The organism is Thermocrispum municipale DSM 44069 (genome assembly GCF_000427825.1).
GTDB lineage: Bacteria > Actinomycetota > Actinomycetes > Mycobacteriales > Pseudonocardiaceae > Thermocrispum > Thermocrispum municipale.
Map to the genome: position 1 here is coordinate 163,126 of NZ_ATYT01000009.1, position 20,214 is coordinate 183,339.

Consider the following 20,214-nt stretch of genomic DNA (forward strand, 5'->3'; position numbering starts at 1 on the left):
GCCTTACCTAATCTTTCGTCGCGGGAGGTGCTAGGTGGAGGCGACGGGACGGTCGGTCCTGCGGTCCGCCATCCATGGTCAGCGCCGTTTCGTCGCAGGCGCCGCCGCGCTCGCCGCCGGTCACCAGGGCTGTGAGGCCCTGGTCCCGGTGATCATCGGGGTGGTCATCGACACCGCCGTCTCCTCCGGCTCGCTCCCGCGACTGTTGACGTGGCTGGGGATTCTGGCCGTCATCTTCCTGGTGCTGTCGCTGGCGTATCGGTTCGCCGAACGCAACGCCCAGCGCGCGGGCGAGCAAGCCGCGCACGAGCTGCGGCTGAAGCTCACTCGTCGGGTTCTGGATCCGCACGGCGGCGCCGACGGGCTGCCGGGCGCGTTGGTCAACATCGCCACCGGCGACGTGAAGCGGGTCGGTGACATGGTTGCCGCGGTGCCGTATGCCTTCGCGGCACTCACCGCATTGACGGTCAGCTCGGTGGTGTTGCTGACCAGCTCGATACCCCTGGGGCTGTTGATCTTGCTGGGCACGCCGCCGGTGCTGTGGCTGACGCACCTGGCCGGTCGCCCGCTCGAGCGGCGCAGCCACCACGAGCAGGAACGAGCGGCCGAGGCGTCCGGGGTGGCCGCCGACCTCGTGGCGGGCCTGCGCGTACTGAAGGGCATCGGAGCGGAGCGGGCCGCGGTGCAGCGCTACCGCCGCACGAGCAGACGATCGCTGAATGCCGCGGTCCGGGCGGCGCGTGCCCACGGCTTGCACAACGGCGCGGTGATGGCCGTGACCGGGGTGTTCCTGGCGCTGATCGCGCTGATCGGAGCGCACCTCGCGCTGGCGGGCAGCATCACCGTCGGCGAGCTGGTGGCTGCCGTCGGCCTCGCCCAGTTCCTGCCGACGCCGTTTCACATGATCACGTACGTCAGCAGTGAGCACGCCAGGGCACGGGCTTCGGCGGAGCGGGTGGCGGAGGTGCTCGAAGCCGGCCCTGCGGTGACACCCGGTGCGGCACGGCTACCCGCGGAGCCGGTCGGTGAGCTGCACTTCGCCGGCGTGAGCCACGGTCCGCTGCGCGCAGTGGAGCTGCGCGTCGAGCCCGGCGAGTTGCTGGGCGTCGCCTGTGATGATCCGGCAGCGGCGAAGGCACTGCTGGAACTGGTCTGCCGGGACGCCGATCCGGAGCAGGGCCGGGTGATGGTGGACGGCGTCCCGATCGACGGCCTGGCACTGTCCGAGCTGCGGCGGGCGGTGCTGGTCGCCGAGCACGATGCCGACTTGTTCGAAGTCAGCGTCCTGGACAACGTCGTGGTGGACGCCGCCCGGAGCGACGCGGCGTCCCGAGCCATCCAGGCGGCCACGGTTGACCTGGTTGCCGAGACGCTGCCGGACGGCCTGCACACGGTGCTGGCCGAGCGGGGCTCGTCGCTGTCCGGTGGTCAGCGGCAGCGCGTGGCCTTGGCGCGTGCTTTGGCCGCGGACCCACCGGTGCTGGTGTTGCACGATCCGACGACGGCGGTCGACCCGGTCACCGAGGCGGCCATCGCGTCCGGCATCGCCGAGCTCCGCAAGTCCCGGACCACGGTTGTCGTCACGACCAGCCCCACGCTGCTGGCGGCGGCCGACCGGGTCGTCTTCGTACGCGACGGCGCCATCGCGGGCTGCGGCTCGCACAGTGACCTGGCGAGCGATCCGGACTATCGGGCGGTGGTGTTCTCGTGAGGCGCGAGCTGCTTCCCGTCGCCACGCCGGCCCGGACCGCCGCGGTCATCGGTGGCCTGCTGCGGCGGCGGTGGAGGCTCACGGTCACCGCCGGGCTGACTCTCGTCGGCGCGGCGGCGTGCGGCCTGCTCCCGGCTCCCCTGCTGGGCAGCATCGTGGACGTCGTCGCGCAGCAGCGGGATGCCGGGGCGCTGACCTGGCCGATCGTGTTGCTCGTCGTCGTCGCCGGAGCGTATGGCGCCTTGACCGCAGCCGGTATCTCACTGACCGGGCGGCTTGGTGAACACGTCGTGGCGTCCCTTCGCGAACGCTTCGTCGAACGGGCCTTGCACCTGCGGCTCGATGCTGTCGAGCAAGCCGGGTCGGGCGATCTCACCTCGCGGGTCACCAGCGACGTCACGTTAGTGACCAAGGTGGTGCGCGATGCGCTGCCGCAGCTGGCGCACGCCGCGCTGACCATTGCGCTGACCATGGTGGGCCTGGCCGTGTTGGATTGGCGGTTCCTGCTGGCTGCGCTGGTGGCGGCACCGATCCAGGCCTACACCGTGCACTGGTACATGCGCCGGGCCCGCTCGATCTACACCGCGCATCGGACGTCACTCGGCGCTCTGCAGCACCAGTTGCTGGACACCGTCGGCGGCGCTCGCACGGTCCGGGCGTTTCAGCTGCAGCGCACGCACACCGCCAAGGTCGAGGACTCGTCGCGTGACACGGTCGGGATCGCGCTGCGCGGCGTGCGGCTGCTCACCCAGTTCTTCGGCAGGCTGAACCTGGCCGAGTTCGTCGGGCTGGCCGCGATCCTGGCGATGGGTTTCTGGTTGGTGTCGATCGACGCGGTGAGCCTCGGTACGGCGACCGCGGCCGCGTTGTACTTCCACGGCCTGTTCAACCCGATCAACATCGCGCTCATGCTGGTCGACGACGCGCTCTCGGCCGGCACGAGCCTCAACCGCATCGTCGGCGTCACCGATCTCCCGGCGGCGCCTCAGCCGTCGCGCCGCGGCCAGGCCGCCGACGGATCGGTGAAGTTGTCGAGTGTGTACCACGAGTACGAGCCCGGCCACGAGGTGCTGCACGACGTGGATCTGCAGGTCGCCGAGGGCGAACGGATCGCGTTGGTGGGCGCCAGCGGGGCAGGCAAGTCGACGGTGGCCAAGCTCGTCGCGGGGATTCACCGCCCGACGCGTGGCTCGCTGGCGGTGGGCAGCCTCGATCTTGCCGAGTTCGGATCGCCGACGGCCAACGGGCTGGTCGCACTGGTGAGCCAAGAGGTGCACGTCTTCGCCGGGCCGCTCGCCGAGGATCTTCGCCTGGCACGGCCGGACGCCTCTGACGACGACTTGCGTGCGGCACTGACCACGGTCGGCGCCTGGGAGTGGGTGCAGGCCCTGCCCGAGGGATTGGACACCGTGGTCGGCAACGGAGGCCACCGGCTCAGCACCGCGCAGGCGCAACAACTGGCACTGGCCCGGTTGGTGCTGGCCGACCCGCGGATCGCGATCCTGGACGAGGCCACCGCCGACGCGGGCAGCGCCGGGGCGCGGGCGCTCGAGCAGGCGGCCGATGCGGCGCTGCGCGGCCGGACCGGGCTGATCGTCGCGCACCGGTTGACTCAGGCGGAGGCGGCCGACCGGGTGGTCGTGCTGGACAACGGGCGCGTCGTCGAAGTCGGCACGCACGAGGAGCTGATCTCCCGCGGCGGCCGGTACGCCGAGCTGTGGCAGGCGTGGTCACGCAGCCGGGAAGGCTGACACGACCGGAGAGCCGCCACGGCCGAGAACCACAGCGGTGGCCGCGCGGCCGGAGAGCTGACGCGCCGCGAACTCGTCAGCCGAAGAACTCCGACGCAGCACTCACCCCGGCGGCGAACCTACGCGCGACTCTCAGCCGGAGCGCTGACGCACTACCGATGCCGAGCGCCCCGTGCCCGTGACCGACGGCGTCAGTCCCGATCGGCGGCGACGAGGCTCGCCGGGCGCATGTCCGTCCAGTTCTCCTCCACATAGGCCAGGCACGCGGCCTTGGTCTCGGGGCCGAAGACCGACCGCCAGCCGGCCGGGACCTCGGCGAACTCCGGCCACAGGGAGTGCTGGTTCTCGTCGTTCACCAGCACACGGAAACGGCCGTCCTGGTCGTCGAACGGGTTGGTGCTCACGTCTGATCCTCTCCTTCGTGCGGGTCGGTGTGGACGAAGTCGGTCAGCTCGGACAGCGGCCTGCTCGGATCCTCCGCGGCTGTCCGCAGCACGGCCAGCAAGTCGTCCGCCAGCCGCTGCACGGTGTCCGGCTCGAACAAGTCGTCTGCGTAGACCAGGTGGCAGTCGACCGGCCCGGCGCCGCGCGGCTGGTAGAAGCTCAGCGTCAGGTCGGCCTGCAACGCGCCGGTCGGCACCGCCTCGAGCGCACCGATGTCGCCCTCCAGCTCGGCCACGTCCGGCTGCTCGTGCTGGACGAGGAGCACCTGCAGCCCGGTCAAGCCGATCGCCTGCGCCACCTCGTCGAACGGCAGCTCGGCGGCGTCGAGCGCGTCCAGCGTGGTCTCCCGGACGCGGGCCAGCAGCTCGTGGAAGCTGGGATCGCCGCTGGTGTCGGTGCGCAGCAGCACGGTGTTGGCGAAGCAGCCCACCAGGTCGGCCAGCCGGTCGTCCGTCCGCCCGGCAACCAGCGATCCGATCGGCAGGTCCGTGCCGGCGCCCCGCGCGGTGAGCACCGCGGCCAGCGCGGCGTGCAGAATCATGAACATGCTGCTGCCCGTCCGGGCGGCGAGCCGTTCGACGTCGGCGCGCAGGCGCTCGTCCAGCTCGAACGCGGTGAGCGCGGCCCGCCCCACGGTTTCCGGCCTGCGGATCCGATCGGCGGGGAGCCGCAACCGGGGCGGCATGCCGAACAGCTGCTCGAGCCAGTACTCGACCTGCTCGGCGGCACGGCTGTCGAGGGCTTCCGGATCACCGAGCGCGTCGATCTGCCGGCGCGCGTAGTCGCCGTAGGTCGTCGGCAGCGGCGACCAATCGGGCTCCTCCCCGGCCAGCCGAGCCTGGTAGGCGAGGTTCAGATCGCGCAGCAGCGGCACTACCGACCACTCGTCGACACCGGTGTAGTGCAGACACAGCAGGAGCGCCTGCGACCGGTCGGGCCCGGTCAGCAAGGCCGCTCTGATCGGCGGTTCTTCGGTGAGGTCGACCGGCTCGACGGCCAGCTCGGCCACCCGGGCGTCGATGTGCGCGCTGAACTCCTCGGTCAACTCCGGTGGGTCCGTGGCGACGCGGGCCGTGCCGTCCTCGGTGAAGATCGTCCGCAACGGCTCGTGCCGCTGCACCACGTCGGCGAGCGCTCCGGCCAACGCCTCGGCGTCCAGCGGCCAGGCCGAGCGCAACACCAACGCGTGATCGAACTGCTGGTGCCGCTGATGCAACCGCAACGGCCACCGCTGCGCGGGCGCCACCGGAAGCGAGCGTTCCGACATCACCTCGAACCGGTGCAGCTCCGGTTCCGCGGAGCGCTCGCTCGCACTCAGCCTCTCCGCCAATTGCTCCACGGTCGGCGCGTCGAACACGTCGCGGATGGTCAACTCGGCGGACAACCGCGACCGGATGCGGCCGAGCAGCCGCATCGCCGCCATCGAATGCCCGCCGAGGAGGAAGAAGTTGTCGGTGATCCCGACGTCGTCCAGCTCGAGGGTCTCGGCGAACAGCTCGGCCAGCACCCGCTGCTCCGGCGTGCGCGGCGCGACCGAGGAGGTCATGGCCGCCCAGTCCGGCGCCGGGAGTGCGCGCCGATCGAGCTTGCCGTTGGGCGTCAGCGGCAGCGGGCCGTCCAGCGGCACGATCAGCGCGGGAACCATGTACTCCGGCAACTGGGCGGCGACGTGCGCCTGCAACTCGCCGGGCTCGGCCGATCCGTGCACGTAGGCGACCAGGCGCACCAGGTCACCGTTGGCGTCGGCGACCACCGCGGCCTGTCGGACCTCGGAATGGCTGGTCAGCACGGCTTCGATCTCGCCGAGCTCGACGCGAAAACCGCGCACCTTGATCTGCGAGTCGACCCGGCCGAAGAACTCGAGCGTGCCGTCCGACCGCCACCGGGCCCGGTCACCCGTGCGGTACATGCGAGCGCCGGGTGCTCCGAACGGGTCGGGCACGAATCGCTCCGCGGTCAGCCCCGGCCTGCCCAGGTAACCCCGCGCCAGCCCGCGACCGCCGACATACAGCTCGCCGACCACCCCGGGCGGCACCGGCCGCAACGCCGAATCCAGCACGTAACAGCGGGTATTCGGGTCGGGCACGCCGATCGGTACCGGCCCGGTGAAGCCGGGCTCCGGATGCCACAACGTGGAGTTCACCGTGGCTTCGGTGAGACCGTAGGCGGCGATGAGGTTGGTGCGCGGGTGGCGCGCGAACAACTCCGGCGGCACGGTCTCGGTACCGACCAGGCATGTCGCGCCCGCCGGCAGCTCGCACTCCGGCGGCAGCGCGGACACCAGCGACGGCGGCAGGATCATGTGCGTGATCGCGTGCTCGTCGAGAAATTCCGTCAGCTGCGGGCCCGCGACCCGAGCCTGGTCGGAGATCAGCACCAGGCGCCCGCCGTACCCCAGCGCCATACACAACTCGAACACCGCGACGTCGAACCCGATGGAGGCGAACTGCAGCACGTGCGCGTCACGCCGCAAGCCCATCCGGTCGACCGCGGTCGCGATCAAGCTGCCGATGCCCTCGTGCGAGACGACGGCGCCCTTCGGTTTGCCGGTCGAGCCGGACGTGTAGATGACGTACGCCGCTTGATGCTGATGCACCCGGAGCTCGATCGGCCGGTCATCCAGCGTGGCCAGCTCCGCGGCGACCCGCGGCTCGTCCAGCACCACCGGCAGAACGTCGGGCACCGCGGGCAGCTTGCCTTCCGCTTGTTCGGTGGTCAGCACCACGGTGGCCGACGAATCGGACAGCATGTACGCCAGCCGGTCCGCCGGGTGTGCCAGATCGAGCGGCAGGTAGGCGGCGCCGACCTTGAGCGTGCCGAGGATCGCCGCGACTTGGTCGACCGACCGTGGGATGGCGATGCCGACCACGCTCTCCGCACCGACCGACCGCGCGGCCAATAGCCGGGCGATCCGATTCGCGCGCGCGTCCAGGTCGCGGTAGGTGTACTCGTGCCCGCCGTCCACCACGGCCACGGCGTCGGGCTGCTCGGCCACCAAGCGCGCGAACAGCTCGGGCAAGGTGGCCTCGTCGACCTCGCGAGCCGTGTCGTTGAACGCCTCCAGCACGCGCTCGGCCTCGTCCCCGACGAGCACGTCCACCGAGTCGATGGACCGATCGGGGTCGGCGACGAGCGCCGCCAGCACGGTCTGCAGGCGCCTGCCGAGCAACGCGATCGTTTCGTGGTCGAACAGCTCGGTGGCGAACTCCACCGTGCAGCTCATCCCGGCTCCGAGCACCTCGGCGAAGCTGAACACCAGGTCGAACTTCGCCGTGCGGGCATCGGACTCGACCGGCTCCGCGGTCAATCCGGGCAGCGTGAACGCCTGGTCGGTTTCCCTGGCGTGGTAGCCGACCATCACCTGGAACAGCGGGTTCCGGCCCGGGCTGCGCGGCGGATTGACCCGCTCCACGACCCACTCGAACGGCACGTCGGCATGGGAGAACGCCGCCAGATCGAGGTCCTTGACCCGCGCGAGCAGCTCGCGGAAGCTCGGCCCGCCCGACGTGTCGGTCCGCAGCACCAGGGTGTTCACGAAGAAGCCGACAAGATCGTCCAACGCGTCGTCGGTGCGTCCCGCGATCGGCGCGCCGAGCGGGAGGTCGTCGCCCGCGCCCATTCTGGTCAACAACGCCGCCACGGCGGTGTGCACGAGCATGAACATGCTGGTGCCGGTCTCGCTGCCGAGGCGCTTGAGCCCGCGGTAGACCTCCGGGTCGATCTCGACCGTGTGCTCGGCGCCTGCGAAAGACGGCCGAGCGGGCCGCGGCCGGTCGGTCGGCAGGCTCAGCTCGTCCGGCGCGCCGTCCAGCGTGCGCTGCCAGAAGTCCAGCTGGCGGGCAGCCCTGCTCTGCGGATCGTCCGGGTCCCCGAGCAGCTCCTGGTGCCAGAGCGTGTAGTCGCCGTACTGCACCGGCAACGGCTCCCAACTCGGCTCGTTGCCTGCGGACCGCGCGGCATAAGCGGTGGCCAGGTCACGCAGGAACGGCCGGTCGGACCACTCGTCGGTGGTGATGTGGTGCAGCACGACGGCCAGCACGTGCTCTTCCTCGCCCGCCGGGAAGACCGTGGCACGCAGCGGTAGCTCGGTGGCCAGATCGAACGGCCGGTGCAGCTCGTCGGCGATGGCTTCCGGCGCCGCGTCGTCGGCCACGCGCAGCGTCGGCCGCGCCTCGTCGGCATCGAGAATTCGCTGGTAGAGCACACCTTCGCGGTCCACGAACAGCGTGCGCAGCGACTGGTGCCGCCGCACGACGTCCGTCAACGCGGCACGGAGCGCCGCGATGTCCAGCCGGCCACGCAGCTTGGTCAACAACGGGAAGTTGTAGGCCGCCGAGTCCTTCTCCAGGTTCTGGATCAGCCAGAGCCGTTGCTGCGCGGCGGACGCGGGCAGCTCGGCCGGGCGCGACCGGGGACGTAGCGGTGGTCGCTCATCCGTCCCGCCGTCGAGGCGCCGGGTCAGCTCGGCGACGGTCGGCGCCTCGAACAGGTCGCGGATGGCCAAATGCACCCCGAGCACGCTGCGAGCGCGCGCGATCAGTCGCGTCGCCAGCAGCGAGTGCCCGCCCAGGTCGAAGAATCCGTCGTCCAGGCCGACGCTGCCGTCCGGCAGGTCGAGGGTCTGCTCGAACAGGCGGCACAGGGCGCGCTCTTGCTCGGTTCGTGGCCGGCGCCGCTCGGCCGAGGTGAACGCCGGCTCCGGCAGCGCGGCCACGTCGAGTTTGCCGTTGACCGTGAGCGGGATCGTCTCGACCGGGACCAACGCCGAGGGCACCATGTAGTCCGGCAGTCGCTGTTTGAGGTAATCCCGCAGGTCATCGGCCTGGCCGGTAAGCACGACGTAGCCGACGAGCCGCTTGGCGTGGCCGCTGCCGCGCGGGACCACCACCGCCTGGCTGACCGCGGGATGCTCGGCGAGCACACTGGCGATCTCCCCCGGCTCCACCCGGTAGCCGCGCACCTTGACCTGGTCGTCGGTGCGGCCGAGGAAGTCGATGTTGCCGTCCGGTCGCACCAGCACGAGGTCGCCGGTGCGGTACATGCGCGAGCCGGGCTCACCGAACGGGTCGGCGACGAACCGTTCCGCGGTCAGCCCCGGCCGGTTCAGGTAGCCGCGTGCCAATCCGACGCCCGCGATGTAGAGCTCGCCCGGGCAGCCCGGGGGCACCGGGCGCAGGGCCGCGTCGAGCACGTAGGCACGGGTGTTGAGGATCGGCTTGCCGACGGTCGGTGTGGCGCTTTCCGCGGTGGAGGCGCCGAGCGTGTTGATGGTGTACTCGGTCGGCCCGTAGAGGTTGTAGCCGTAGGTGTGCTCGGTCGCCCGCAGCGTCGACCACACCGAATCCGGCACTGCCTCGCCGCCCAGCAGCACCAGCGGAGGCCGGTGTGCTTGTGGCCCGGACTCCAGCAAGCCCTCCTCGATCAACAGCTGGGCGTACGTGGGCGTCACGTTCACCACGTCGATGCGGTGTTCGTTGCAGTAGGCAACCAAGGCTTGGGCGTCCCGGCGCAGTTGCTCGTCGCAGACGTGCACCTCGTGGCCCTCGACCAGCCAGAGCAGCTCTTCCCACGACATGTCGAAGGCGAACGACACGGTGTGCGCGATCCGCATGCGACGACCGCCCGCCGAGGCAATTGCCGGGCCGAAGATCTCCACCTGGTGGTTGAGCTGCATGTTCGTCAGCCCGCGGTACGGCGTGACCACGCCCTTCGGCCGCCCGGTGGAACCGGAGGTGTAGATGACGTACGCCGGGTATTCCAGCCTGTTCGGCACGCCCGGAGCGAATGCCGGATTGTCCTGCTGGGTGATGGGCGAGCTGGAACAGCGATCCAGCAAGCCGGGCTCGTCGAGGCAGATCGCGTCCTCGGTGAGCCCGACGTCCGAGGTCGACAGCACGCACTGCGGCCGCGCGTCGGCGAGCATCTCGCGCAGCCGGTCGTGCGGGTGGTCCAGGTCGAGCGGCAGATAGGCAGCGCCGGTCCGCAGTACCGCGAACAGCGCCACCACCATGTCCAGCGATCGGCCGAGTGCCAGGCCGACGATGCGCTCCGGACCTGCGCCGTGCGCCAGCAGGAGCCGGGCGAGCTGGTTGATGCGGGCGTCCAGCTCCCGGTAGGTCAGGCGGTGCTCACCGAACACCACGGCGATCTCGTCCGGGGTCCGCGCCGCTTGCGCGGCGAGCAGGTCCGCGACCGTCGCGTCCGGGAGCGGCCGCTCGCTCGAAACCAGTGGCTTCGCCTCGCCGGGCAGCGCCGCAGGCAGCCTGCCCACCGGTGCCTCCGGACTCTCGACCATGCGCTCCAGCACGGAGAGGTAGCGCTGCACGATCCGGTGCGCCTCGCCCTCGGCGAAGACGTCCGGCCGGTACGACAGCGTCACCAGCGTCTGCTCGTCCGGGGTGATGATCATGGTGAGCGGGTAGTGCGTGGCGTCGATGTTGGAGAAGTCGTCGATGCCGTAGGTCTCGCGCAGCTCGCGGAGCTCCTGCTCACCGCCACCGGGTCGATGCACGAACACGGTGTCGAACAGCACCCGGTGCCCGGACTCCGCCTGCACCGTGCCCAGCCCGAGGTACTCGTACGGCATGACGGCGGCGCGCTCCTGCTGGTAGCGGCGCAGCATGTCGGCAACGGGCTCCGCCGGGTTCACCCGCACCCGGGCGGGCACCGTGTTGACGTACATGCCGATGGTCGATTCGACGTTCGGGATCGCCGCCGGGCGGCCGGCGGTCGCCATCCCGAACACCACGTCCGACGAGCCGGTCATGACCGACAGGACGTGCGCCCATGTGGTGGCGTACAGCGCGTTCGGCGTGACCCCGATGGACCGGGCCACCGCGGTGACCCGCTCGGTCAAGCCCGGCTCCAGTCGCACGTCGATGTTCTCCGGCAAGCAGGTCGCGCTGCTCTGCTCAGCGACCAACGTCGGCTCGTCAAGTCCGGCCAACGCCTCCCGCCACGCCGCAACCGCGGCTTCGGTGTCCTGGCCGTCCAGCCATTCCAGGTAGTCGCGGTAGCTGCCCGGGGCCTCGACAGGCACCGTCTGCTCGCCGTCGGCGGCATAGTGGGCGAACAGCTGACGCATGAACAGCATCGCGGACGGGCCGTCCCAGGCGATCATGTGCCCGGACAGCACCAGCCGGTCGCGCTCGGGGAGTCGCAGCACGGTCACCCGGCACAGCGGCGGCTCGTCCAGGGCGAACCGCCGCGTCCGGTCCTCCGCCAAGAACGCCTCGGCCTGACGCTGCTGCTCCGCCCGGTCGAGATCGCTCAGGTCGAGTAGCGTCAGCGGCACGGGTGGCTCTTCGACGATGAACTGCACCGGGCGGGAGACTCCCCGGCTGGTGAACCCGGCGCGCAGCGCCGCATTGCGCTGCATCACCACGGACAGCGCAGCGCGCATCCGCTCCATGTCGACCCGCCACGACAGGTCGAACACCGACTGCGACGTGTAGACGTCCAGTTCTTCGGTGTCGTAGCTGGCCAGGAAGAACAGGCCTTCCTGCAGCGGCGCGAGCGGCAGGATGTCCGACACCCGGCGCTCGGCCGTGATGCGGTCGATCTCGTCCTGCTCCAGCTGAACCAGCGGGAAGTCCGACGGTGTGTAGCCGCGGCCGGGGCCCGGCAGGTCGTGCGTCGCCAGCTCGGTGAGGGCCTGCTGCCATGCCTGCTGGAACTCGGCGATGTCGTCGTCGGTGAGCAGCTCGCCGGGCCAGGACAGCAACGCCTCCAGCCTGCCGTCGCCCTGGACCGCGGTGTTGATCTCCAGTGCGTGGCCCAGCGGCGTGCGCGGGTCGTTGCCGTGGCCCAGCGGCTCGGTCTCCGTCACCGGTGAGAAGTCCCCGCCGGAGTCGCTGTCGAGCGAGAAGCGGCCGAGGAAGTTGAACAGCACCTGGGCGCCGCCGCTTCCACCGATGCGGTCCCGCGTGGCCGCTCGAACGGCTTCCTTCACGCGCTTGACCGCGCGCTGCGGGTCGTTCCCGCCCGGGTCGAGGCGCACGGTGTGCAGACTGGTGAACCACCCGACGGTGCGGGTCAAATCGACCGTGGTTCCGGCCTGCCGGGCGATGTCTTCCTCGCGGCCGTGGCCTTCGAGGTCGACCAGTACCGGCTGGTCGGCCCACCGCCACCGCTGCAAGGCCACGGCCAAGGCGGTCAGCAGGACATCGTTGGCGGTCCCGTGGTAGGCGGCCGCAACGTCACCCAGCAGGCGGCTGGTGGCGTCCGCGGCCAGGCTGATCGTTGCCGTGCGGAGGGTGGCCGCGACGTCGCGGGTGGGGTCGAGCGGCGGCAGCGGCCCCTGCTGGACTTCTCCCTGCTCCGGCAATCGCGCATCGGCCAGTACCTGCGACCAACGCCGGAACGATGTCGGTACCGGCGGGAGTTCGACCGGCTGCCCCGCGCTCAGCTGCCGCCACCCGGTGGCCAGGTCGTCGCACAGGATTCGCCAGGACACCGCGTCGACCGCGAGGTGATGGGCCACCAGCATCAACCGGCCGGGCTGCCACACCGCGCGGAGCATGACGCCGTCCTCCGGGCGCAGACTCGCAGCCACCGCCGCCGGGTCCCAGACCTCGTCCCGCTCCCAGACGTCGGTGGCTCGTACCGAGCCGGGCTGCGGAACGTGCAAGCTCCACTCGTTACCGCGGACAAGTCGTGCCCGCAGCATGTCGTGCCGGTCGAGCAACGCTTGCACCAGCTTCTCGACGTCGGCGCGGCCGAGCTCGCGGGGAATCCGCAGCGTGACGGACTGAAAGAAGCGGTCGACCGGGGCGTCGCCTGCTACCCGCGCGAGCCAGCGGATGATCGGCGTGGCCGGCACGTCGCCGGTGCCGTCGTCCGGCGTCACCGCCTCCGGCCCCGATCTCCCTGCCACTTTCGCCAGCGCTGCGGCTGTGCGCTGCTGGAAGACGTCGCGCGGGGTGAGAACGAGATCGTGCTCACGGGCGCGCCGGGCGACGGTGATCGACTGGATGCTGTCGCCGCCCAGTGCGAAGAAGTCTTCGTCGGGCCCGACTTCTACCAGCCCGAGCACGTCGGCGTAGATCCGGCACAGCACGCGGGCACGTGGATCGGCCGCCTCGGCGACGGCTTCCCTGGTGATCTCCGGAGCAGGCAAGGCCTTCCGGTCGACTTTGCCCGCGGGGGTCAACGGGAACTCGTCGAGCACCAGCACGTGGTGCGGAACCACGGCGGCAGGCAGCGCGCGTGACAGGTGAGCGCGCAGCTCGGCCGGCTGCACATCGGCGCCGGTCACGTAGGCCACGAGCAGCATGACACCGCGCTCGTCCGGCCGCGCCTCGACCACGGCGTCCGTGACGCCGTCGGCCTCTCGCAGGACGGACTCGATCTCGCCCAGTTCGACGCGGTTGCCGCGGACCTTGACCTGGTGGTCGACGCGACCCACATAGGTCAGCACCGCGGCCTCGCCGTGCCGTTCCCAGCGCACCAGGTCGCCCGTCCGATACATCCGCGACCCTGGTGGCCCGAACGGATCGGCCACGAAGCGCTCCGCCGTCAGCCCTGGCTTGCCGAGGTAGCCGCGGGCGAGCTGCGCACCCGCGATGTACAGCTCCCCTGGCTGGCCAGCGGGTACGGGGCGCAGGGCAGCGTCGAGCACGCGGAACGCGGTGTTGTGCACCGGCACCCCGATCGGGATGCTGCCACTGATCTCCTCCGGCACGCGCCACGAGGACACCTGCACGGTGGCCTCGGTCGGACCGTAGGTGTTGTGCATTTCCACGCCGGTCAGCTCGCGCCAGCGCGCGGCGAGCCGAGCGGTGAGTTCTTCGCCGCCCGACAGCGCGACGCGCAGCGAGCGCCACCACGGCTGCTCCGCCGCGTGGTCGACCAGCGCCCGATACAGCGACGGCACCAGGTCCATGAAGGTCACGCCGGCCGTCCGCACCAGCTCGGTGAGATAGTCCAGATCGGTCTGGCCGCCGGGCCGCGCGACCACCACCGTCGCCCCGGCGACCAGTGTGGCCAGGACTTCCTCGATCGACGGGTCGAAGCTGGCCGAGCACTGGTGCAGCACGGTGTCGTCGGGGCCGAGCCCGAAGTGTTCGACCACCCACGTCAGCTGGCTGATCAGCGCGGCATGGTTGATCACCACGCCTTTCGGGCGCCCGGTCGAACCCGAGGTGTACATCAGGTACGCGGCGTCGGCGCCACGCAGGGCCACTGGCGTCGCCGGTTCGGCGGTCAGCGAGCGCAGGTCATCCGGCGTCAGCTCAACTCGGGCGCCCGAGTCCTGCAGCATGAACCGCCGCCGATCGGCCGGGTACTCCGGATCGACCGGCAGGTAGACACCGCCGGACATCAGCACGCCGAGCATCGCCACGACGGACTCCGCCGAGCGCGGCACGGACACCGCGACCACGCTCTCCGCGCCGACTCCGCGCGAGCGCAGCATGCCCGCCACGCGCGCCGCCCGATCGGCCAGTTCGGCGTAGCTCAGCTCGCCGTCGTCAGAGCGGACCGCCGTGGCCTGCGGCCGACGCTCGGCCTGGGCCAGGAATGCCTCGACGACGGTTGCCTCGCCGTGGTCTCGGTTCTCCCCGGACATCCCAGCGACGGCCTGGCGCCGAGCCGCGTCCGCGAGCAGGTCGACCTGACCCACGCGGCGATCAGGGTCGGCGGCGAATTGCTGCAGCACGTGCTCCAGCGCCGACCCGACGGCGCGTGCCCGGCGCTCCTCGAGCCGCTGTGGGTCGTGGTTGATCTCCAGGCGGAGCGTCTCGCCCGGCAACACGGTCACCGTGAACGGATAGTGGCCGGATTCCACGAAGCGGACGTCGGCGATCTCCACCGTGCCCGAGGGGTCACGGACCTCGTCGGGCATCGGGTAGTTCTCCACCACCACGAGCGTGTCGAAAAGGTCCCCGTCGGCCCCGGACAACCGCTGCAACTCCCCCAGACCCAGTTGCTGGTGGCCGAGCAACTCGGCCTGCGCGCTCTGCAGCTGCGCGGCCAGGTGGGCGAACGGTTGTCCGGGGTCGGTCTGGACCCGCACCGGCACGGTGTTGACGAAGAGCCCGACCATCGACTCGATCCCCGGCACGCCTGCGGCGCGTCCGGACACCGTGCTGCCGAACACCACGTCGGTCCGGCCGGTCAGCCTGCCGAGCACCACGCCCCACGCGGCCTGCACGACGGTGCTGAGGGTGAGGCCGCGTTCTCGGGCTCGTGCCTGCAGTGCCCGGCTGACGTCCGCGGGGAGGTCGATGACGAGGTGGCCAGTCGCCTCGGCAGGATCCGTGCCTGCGGGCGCCAGCAGGGTCGCTCCCGGCAAGCCGTCGAGCACACGACGCCAAGCGCGCCGCGCCACCTCGTCGTCCTGATCGCTCAGCCACGCGAGGTAGTCGCGGTACGACGAGGCGGGTGGCAGCTGCTGCTGGTCGCCCTCCGGGGCGTAGGAGGCGAGCAGATCGGAGAGCATGAGCGGCACTGACCAGCCGTCGGCCACGATGTGGTGCACGGTCAGGATCAGGTGCCCGCCGCCCTGGCCGGGGACGTACGCCGCGCGCAACAACGGCGGCTTCGCCAGATCGAACAGGCCACGCCGCTCGGCGTCGGCGACCGCATCGACCGGACCACTGGCCACCCGCCACGGGACGGTGACCGACGCAGCGATCACCTGAACCAGCCGCCCGTCGGCGAGCTGCCGGAAACAGGCGCGCAGCGGGGAGTGCCGTCGCACCATCGCCTGGACGGCACGGTGGAGCGCAGCCGCGTCGACCTCGCCGCGCAGAGCGACGATCTGCTGCACCACGTAGGTGTCGTGGTCGTCGACATGCGCGTGGAAGTAGAAGCCTTCCTGCAGCGGGGTCAGCGGCAGCAGGTCCTCGACCTCGAACTCGGTGGTGAGCTGGTCGACCTCGTGCTGCTCGAGGGCAACCAGCGGGAAGTCGGACGGGGTGTGACCGTTGTCGACCTCCAGGACGGCCAGCTCACCGAGCACGTGCTGCCAGTGCTGCGCGAACTCGGCCACCTCGTCCTCGGCGAGCAGCCGAGCGGGCCACGACACGGTGGCTTCCAGCCGGCCCGCCCGCACGATCGCGTTGACCTCCAGCAGGTGGGACAGCGGCATGCGCGGGTCTCGGCCGTAGCCGAGCGGCGTATCGGACGCCGGACCGAAGTCTCCGCCCGCACCGCCGAACCGACCGAGGTAGTTGAACAGCACCTGCCCGCCGCCCGGCGTGCCGAGCAAGCCCTCGTGCTCGACGGCCCGCAGCGACTCCTTGACCCGTTTCACCGCGCCCGCCAGGTCGTCACCCGCCTCGAGGCGCACGGTGTTCATGCTGGTGAACCAGCCGACGGTGCGGGTCAGATCCACCGGCTCGCCCCACAGCTGCCGAGCAACCTGTTCGTGCCGCCCGTGGCTCTCGCGGTCGACGAACACAGGACCGTCGGCGCCCCGCCACCGGTTCACCGCCACCGCCACCGCGGCCAGCAGCACGTCGTCCACCACGCCGTGGAACGCCGCGGGCAGCCGATTCAGCACCGCTTCGGTGACGTCGGCGGGCAGGCTCACCGTCAGCGAGCGCTCGGTCTCCGCGGTGTCCCGCTCGGGGTCCAATTCCTTGCCTGCCAGCAACGGCGGCGTATCGGCTCTGGTCTCAGCAGGCCCGGCAGCGATCAGCCGCGCCCAACGCCGGAACGACGTCGGCACCGGCGGCGAGGAGATCGGCTCGCCCGCGCTCAGCTGCCGCCACCCGGCGGCCAGGTCGTCGCACAGAATGCGCCAGGACACCCCGTCGATCACCAGGTGATTGATCACCAGCAGCAGCCGTCCGGGGCGCCACGCGCCGCGCAGCATGACGCCCTCTTCCGGCCGAAGCCGGGCCGCCAACGCGGCGGGATCGACGTCGCCTTCCTCGAGGAGTTCCGCCGCCGACACCGCACCCGGCCCGGGCACGTCCAGAGTCCAGGACTCACCGCGAGTCAGCCGAGCGCGCAGCATGTCGTGCCGGTCCAGCAGGGCCTGCACCAGTTGGACGGCGTCGTCGAAGCCGACCTCGAGGGGAAGCCGCAGCAGCATCGACTGGTGGAAGCCGTCGACCGAGGACTCGCCCACGGTGCGCGCGAGCCAGCTGATGACCGGGGTCGCGGGCACAGCACCGACCCCGTCGCCGGACGACTCCGGCAGTCGCGTGGTCACCTCGCTGACGGCGGCCAACGCGGCGACCGTCCGGTGCTGGAACACGTCCCGTGGCGTGAAGTGCACACCGCGTTCCCGAGCACGGTTGACCAGCGAGATCGCCACGATGCTGTCGCCGCCCAGCTCGAAGAAGCTGTCGTGCACGCCGACCGACGGCAAGCCGAGCACCTCGGCGAACAGCTCCGCCAGCAGCGCCTCGAGCGGCGAACTCGGCGCATCCGAACCGGCCAGCTCCGTCCACCGCGGCTCCGGCAATGCCTTGGTGTCGAGCTTGCCGTTCGGGGTCAGCGGCAGCGGGGAGTCCAACACCACGAACGCCGACGGCACCAGGTGGTCCGGCAACCGCTCGGCGAGCCGCGCCCGCACCTCCGCCACGTCGACCTGGCCGGAGAGATGGGCGACCAGCCGCTTGACCCCGCGGTGGTCCTCCCGGACACCCACCGCGGCCTGCGCCACCCCCGGGCAGGCCAGCAGGGCGCTTTCCACCTCGCCCGGTTCGATCCGGTGACCCCGGATCTTCAGCTGGGCGTCGGTCCGGCCGAGGAACTCCAGCGTGCCGTCGGCGGCCCAGCGCACCCGGTCACCGGTGCGGTACATCCGCGACCCGGGCGGCCCGAACGGATCGGCCACGAACCGCTCCGCGGTCATCCCCGGCTGCCGCAGGTAGCCGCGGGCCAGGCCTCGACCGCCGACATACAGCTCACCCTCGACCCCGACCGGCACCGGCTGCAGCGCCGAGTCCAGCACGTAGCAGCGGGTGTTCGGATCCGGCACTCCGATCGGCGGATTCCCCGGCCGCTGCGGGTCGGCAAGCCACAGCGTGGAGTTCACGCTGGCCTCGGTCAGCCCGTAGGCCACCACGACCCGCAACCGGCCCACCCACCGCGCGATCAGCTCGGCGGGCACGGCCTCGGTGCCCACGACCAGCACCGCACCCTCGGGCAGCGGGGCGTCCTCCGGCAACGCGGCCACCAGCGACGGCGGCAAGATCATGTGGGTGGCCCGGTGCTCGTGCAGGTAATCGGTCAGGGCACGCCCGGCGACCCGCCGCTCGGTGGGCACCAGGATGGCCGTGCCACCGACGCACAGCGACATGATCAGGTCCCACACGGCGACGTCGAACCCGATCGAGGCGAACTGCACCACCCGTGACTGCGCGGTGACCCCGAGCCGCTCGGTCGCGGTGGCGATCAGGCTGCCGACTCCGTCGTGCGTCACCACGACACCCTTGGGACGACCGGTGGAGCCGGAGGTGTAGATGACATACGCCGGGTCCTGCAGCCGCACCGGCACGTCGGGGTTCTTGCCGTCGAAGGCCGCCAGGGCGTCGACCACCTGCTCGTCGTCGATCACCAGGCACGCAAGCCCGCCGACCTCCGGTAAGTGTTCGACGAGCTCGCGATTGGTCAGCACCGTGCGAGCACCGGCGTCGTCGAGGACGTACGCCAGCCGTTCGGCGGGGTGGTCGGTATCCAGCGGCAGGTAGGCCGCGCCTGCCTTCAACACCGCGAGCAGCGCGATCACCAGCTCGGCCGAGCGGGGCAACGCCAGCGCGACGACGTCCTCACTGCCGATCCCGCGGGCGATCAGCAGCCCGGCGAGCCGGTTGGCCGCGTTGTTCAGCTCGGCGTACGTCAGCCGCCTGCCTTCGCAGACCAATGCCTCGGCGTCCGGTGAGCGCTCCACCTGCGCCTCGAACGCGGCCGGCCACGTGACGTCGGCAGCCGGATACTCGGCCGCACCGAGCGTCTCGATCAGGTGCTCACGCTCGGCCCGGGGCACCAGCTCCCACTGAGCGAGGGGACGCTCCGGCGCGGCGATCAGACCGTCGAGGGTCGCCAGCAGCCGGTCCCGGTGCTCGGCGAGCGCACGCTCGTCCACCACCGCGGCATCGGCGTCCAAATCCACCCGCAGCCCGGCCTCGTGCCTGTCGGTGACCGTGATCGTCAGATCGTTCAGCGGGCCGAGCCACAGCGGATCCCACGCCAGCTCCAGGTCGCCGAGGACGGGCTCGACGAACGGCAGCACGTTGACCGTCGGGCCGATCAGGTCGACCACGCCGTCCTGCCCGCCCAGCTCCTTACCCAGCTCCTCGCCGCGATAGCGAACGTGCGGCCGCACGGCGCGCACCGCCGCATCCGTCGCCCGGACCAGCTCGGCACCGGTCATCTCGGGCCGCACGGCCAGCCGCAGCGGTACCACGTTCGAGGCCATGCCAGGAACGGCCCGCTGCGGCTCGGTCAGCCGCGCGGTGACCGGCAACCCCACCGTCACGTCGACCGCGCCGGTGCGGCGATGCACATAGGCGGCGACCGCGGCGATCATCACCCGCGACGGACGGACCCCGGCCCGCTCCGCCGCCGACCGCACCACCGCCGAGCGCTCTGCGTCCAGCACCACCGAGGTGCGCAGGCCACGACGCACCGCACGCTCACCGCGCGGGACCAGCCGCGCCGGCTCCCCGACGCCGGAGACGTACTCATGCCAGAACCGCTGGTCAGCAACGAAATCCTCGGACGACCGGTACCGCTCGTCCTCCTCGTGCAGCCGCTGCACCGCCCATTCGGGGGCCGGGCCGGCGCTGTCCGGATCCGTGTACAGCGCGCCCGCCCGCATGGTCAGCAAGCCGGCGCCGTAGGCGTCGATCAGGATGTGGTGATAGCGCTGGTACCAGATCACCCAGTCGTCGGCCAGCCGCAGCAGGGCGTGCCGGAACAGCGGTGGCCGGGCCAGATCCACCGGCTCGTTCTGATCCCGCCGCATCAGTTCCGTGGCCGCCGAGGGCGGATCGTCCATCGCGCGCAAGTCGACCACGTCGACCGAAATCGGCAGCCGGGCAGGCACCAGCCGCGGCTCGTCGACCGTCCCGGTCAGCCGCTGGTGCAGGCAGTCCGCCTCCGCGACCGCCTGCTCGGCCGCGGCCCGCAGCCGGTCGACATCCACCGGGCCGCGCACGTCCAGCCGGAACGCGATGTTGTACATCGGGTTGTCCGGCTCGAGGTGCTGAGCCAGCCAGATCCCGGTCTGCGCGCCGGTGAGGGGCAGACCGGCACGCTCCGGCCGATCATCGAACATGAGAGCCTCTCCTGCCTTCTTACCGACTCGGCCGCGCCGCGCAGCGGGCAGCACGAAACGACGGTCATCCC

4 protein-coding genes are annotated in these 20,214 nt (G+C 71.3%); 2 read left to right on the top strand and 2 right to left on the bottom strand.

Annotated features, from left to right (window positions below; all coding sequences use genetic code 11):
* Window positions 1–34: 34 nt before the first annotated feature.
* Both YWM_RS0111570 and YWM_RS0111575 read left to right on the top strand, forming a co-directional pair.
* The gene (locus YWM_RS0111570; RefSeq protein WP_028850865.1) at window positions 35–1,711 is read left to right on the top strand and encodes an ABC transporter ATP-binding protein; all 1,677 of its coding nucleotides are present in this window, start codon (window positions 35–37) and stop codon (window positions 1,709–1,711) included.
* Window positions 1,708–3,462: an ABC transporter ATP-binding protein gene (locus YWM_RS0111575; protein ID WP_028850866.1), complete on the top strand. Its 1,755-nt coding sequence runs from the start codon at window positions 1,708–1,710 to the stop codon at window positions 3,460–3,462. The genes YWM_RS0111570 and YWM_RS0111575 overlap by 4 nt, the downstream gene beginning before the upstream one ends.
* A 191-nt stretch (window positions 3,463–3,653) precedes the next feature.
* On the opposite strand, the gene YWM_RS0111580 is transcribed toward YWM_RS0111575, so the two are convergent.
* Together YWM_RS0111580 and YWM_RS23275 are read right to left on the bottom strand one after the other, a co-directional pair.
* A complete protein-coding gene (locus YWM_RS0111580; protein WP_028850867.1) occupies window positions 3,654–3,866 on the bottom strand; it encodes an MbtH family protein in 213 nt (70 codons plus the stop codon).
* A complete protein-coding gene (locus tag YWM_RS23275) occupies window positions 3,863–20,143 on the bottom strand; it encodes a non-ribosomal peptide synthetase (protein WP_052344805.1) in 16,281 nt (5,426 codons plus the stop codon). The genes YWM_RS0111580 and YWM_RS23275 overlap by 4 nt, the downstream gene beginning before the upstream one ends.
* Between the last annotated feature and the right edge of the window lie 71 nt (window positions 20,144–20,214).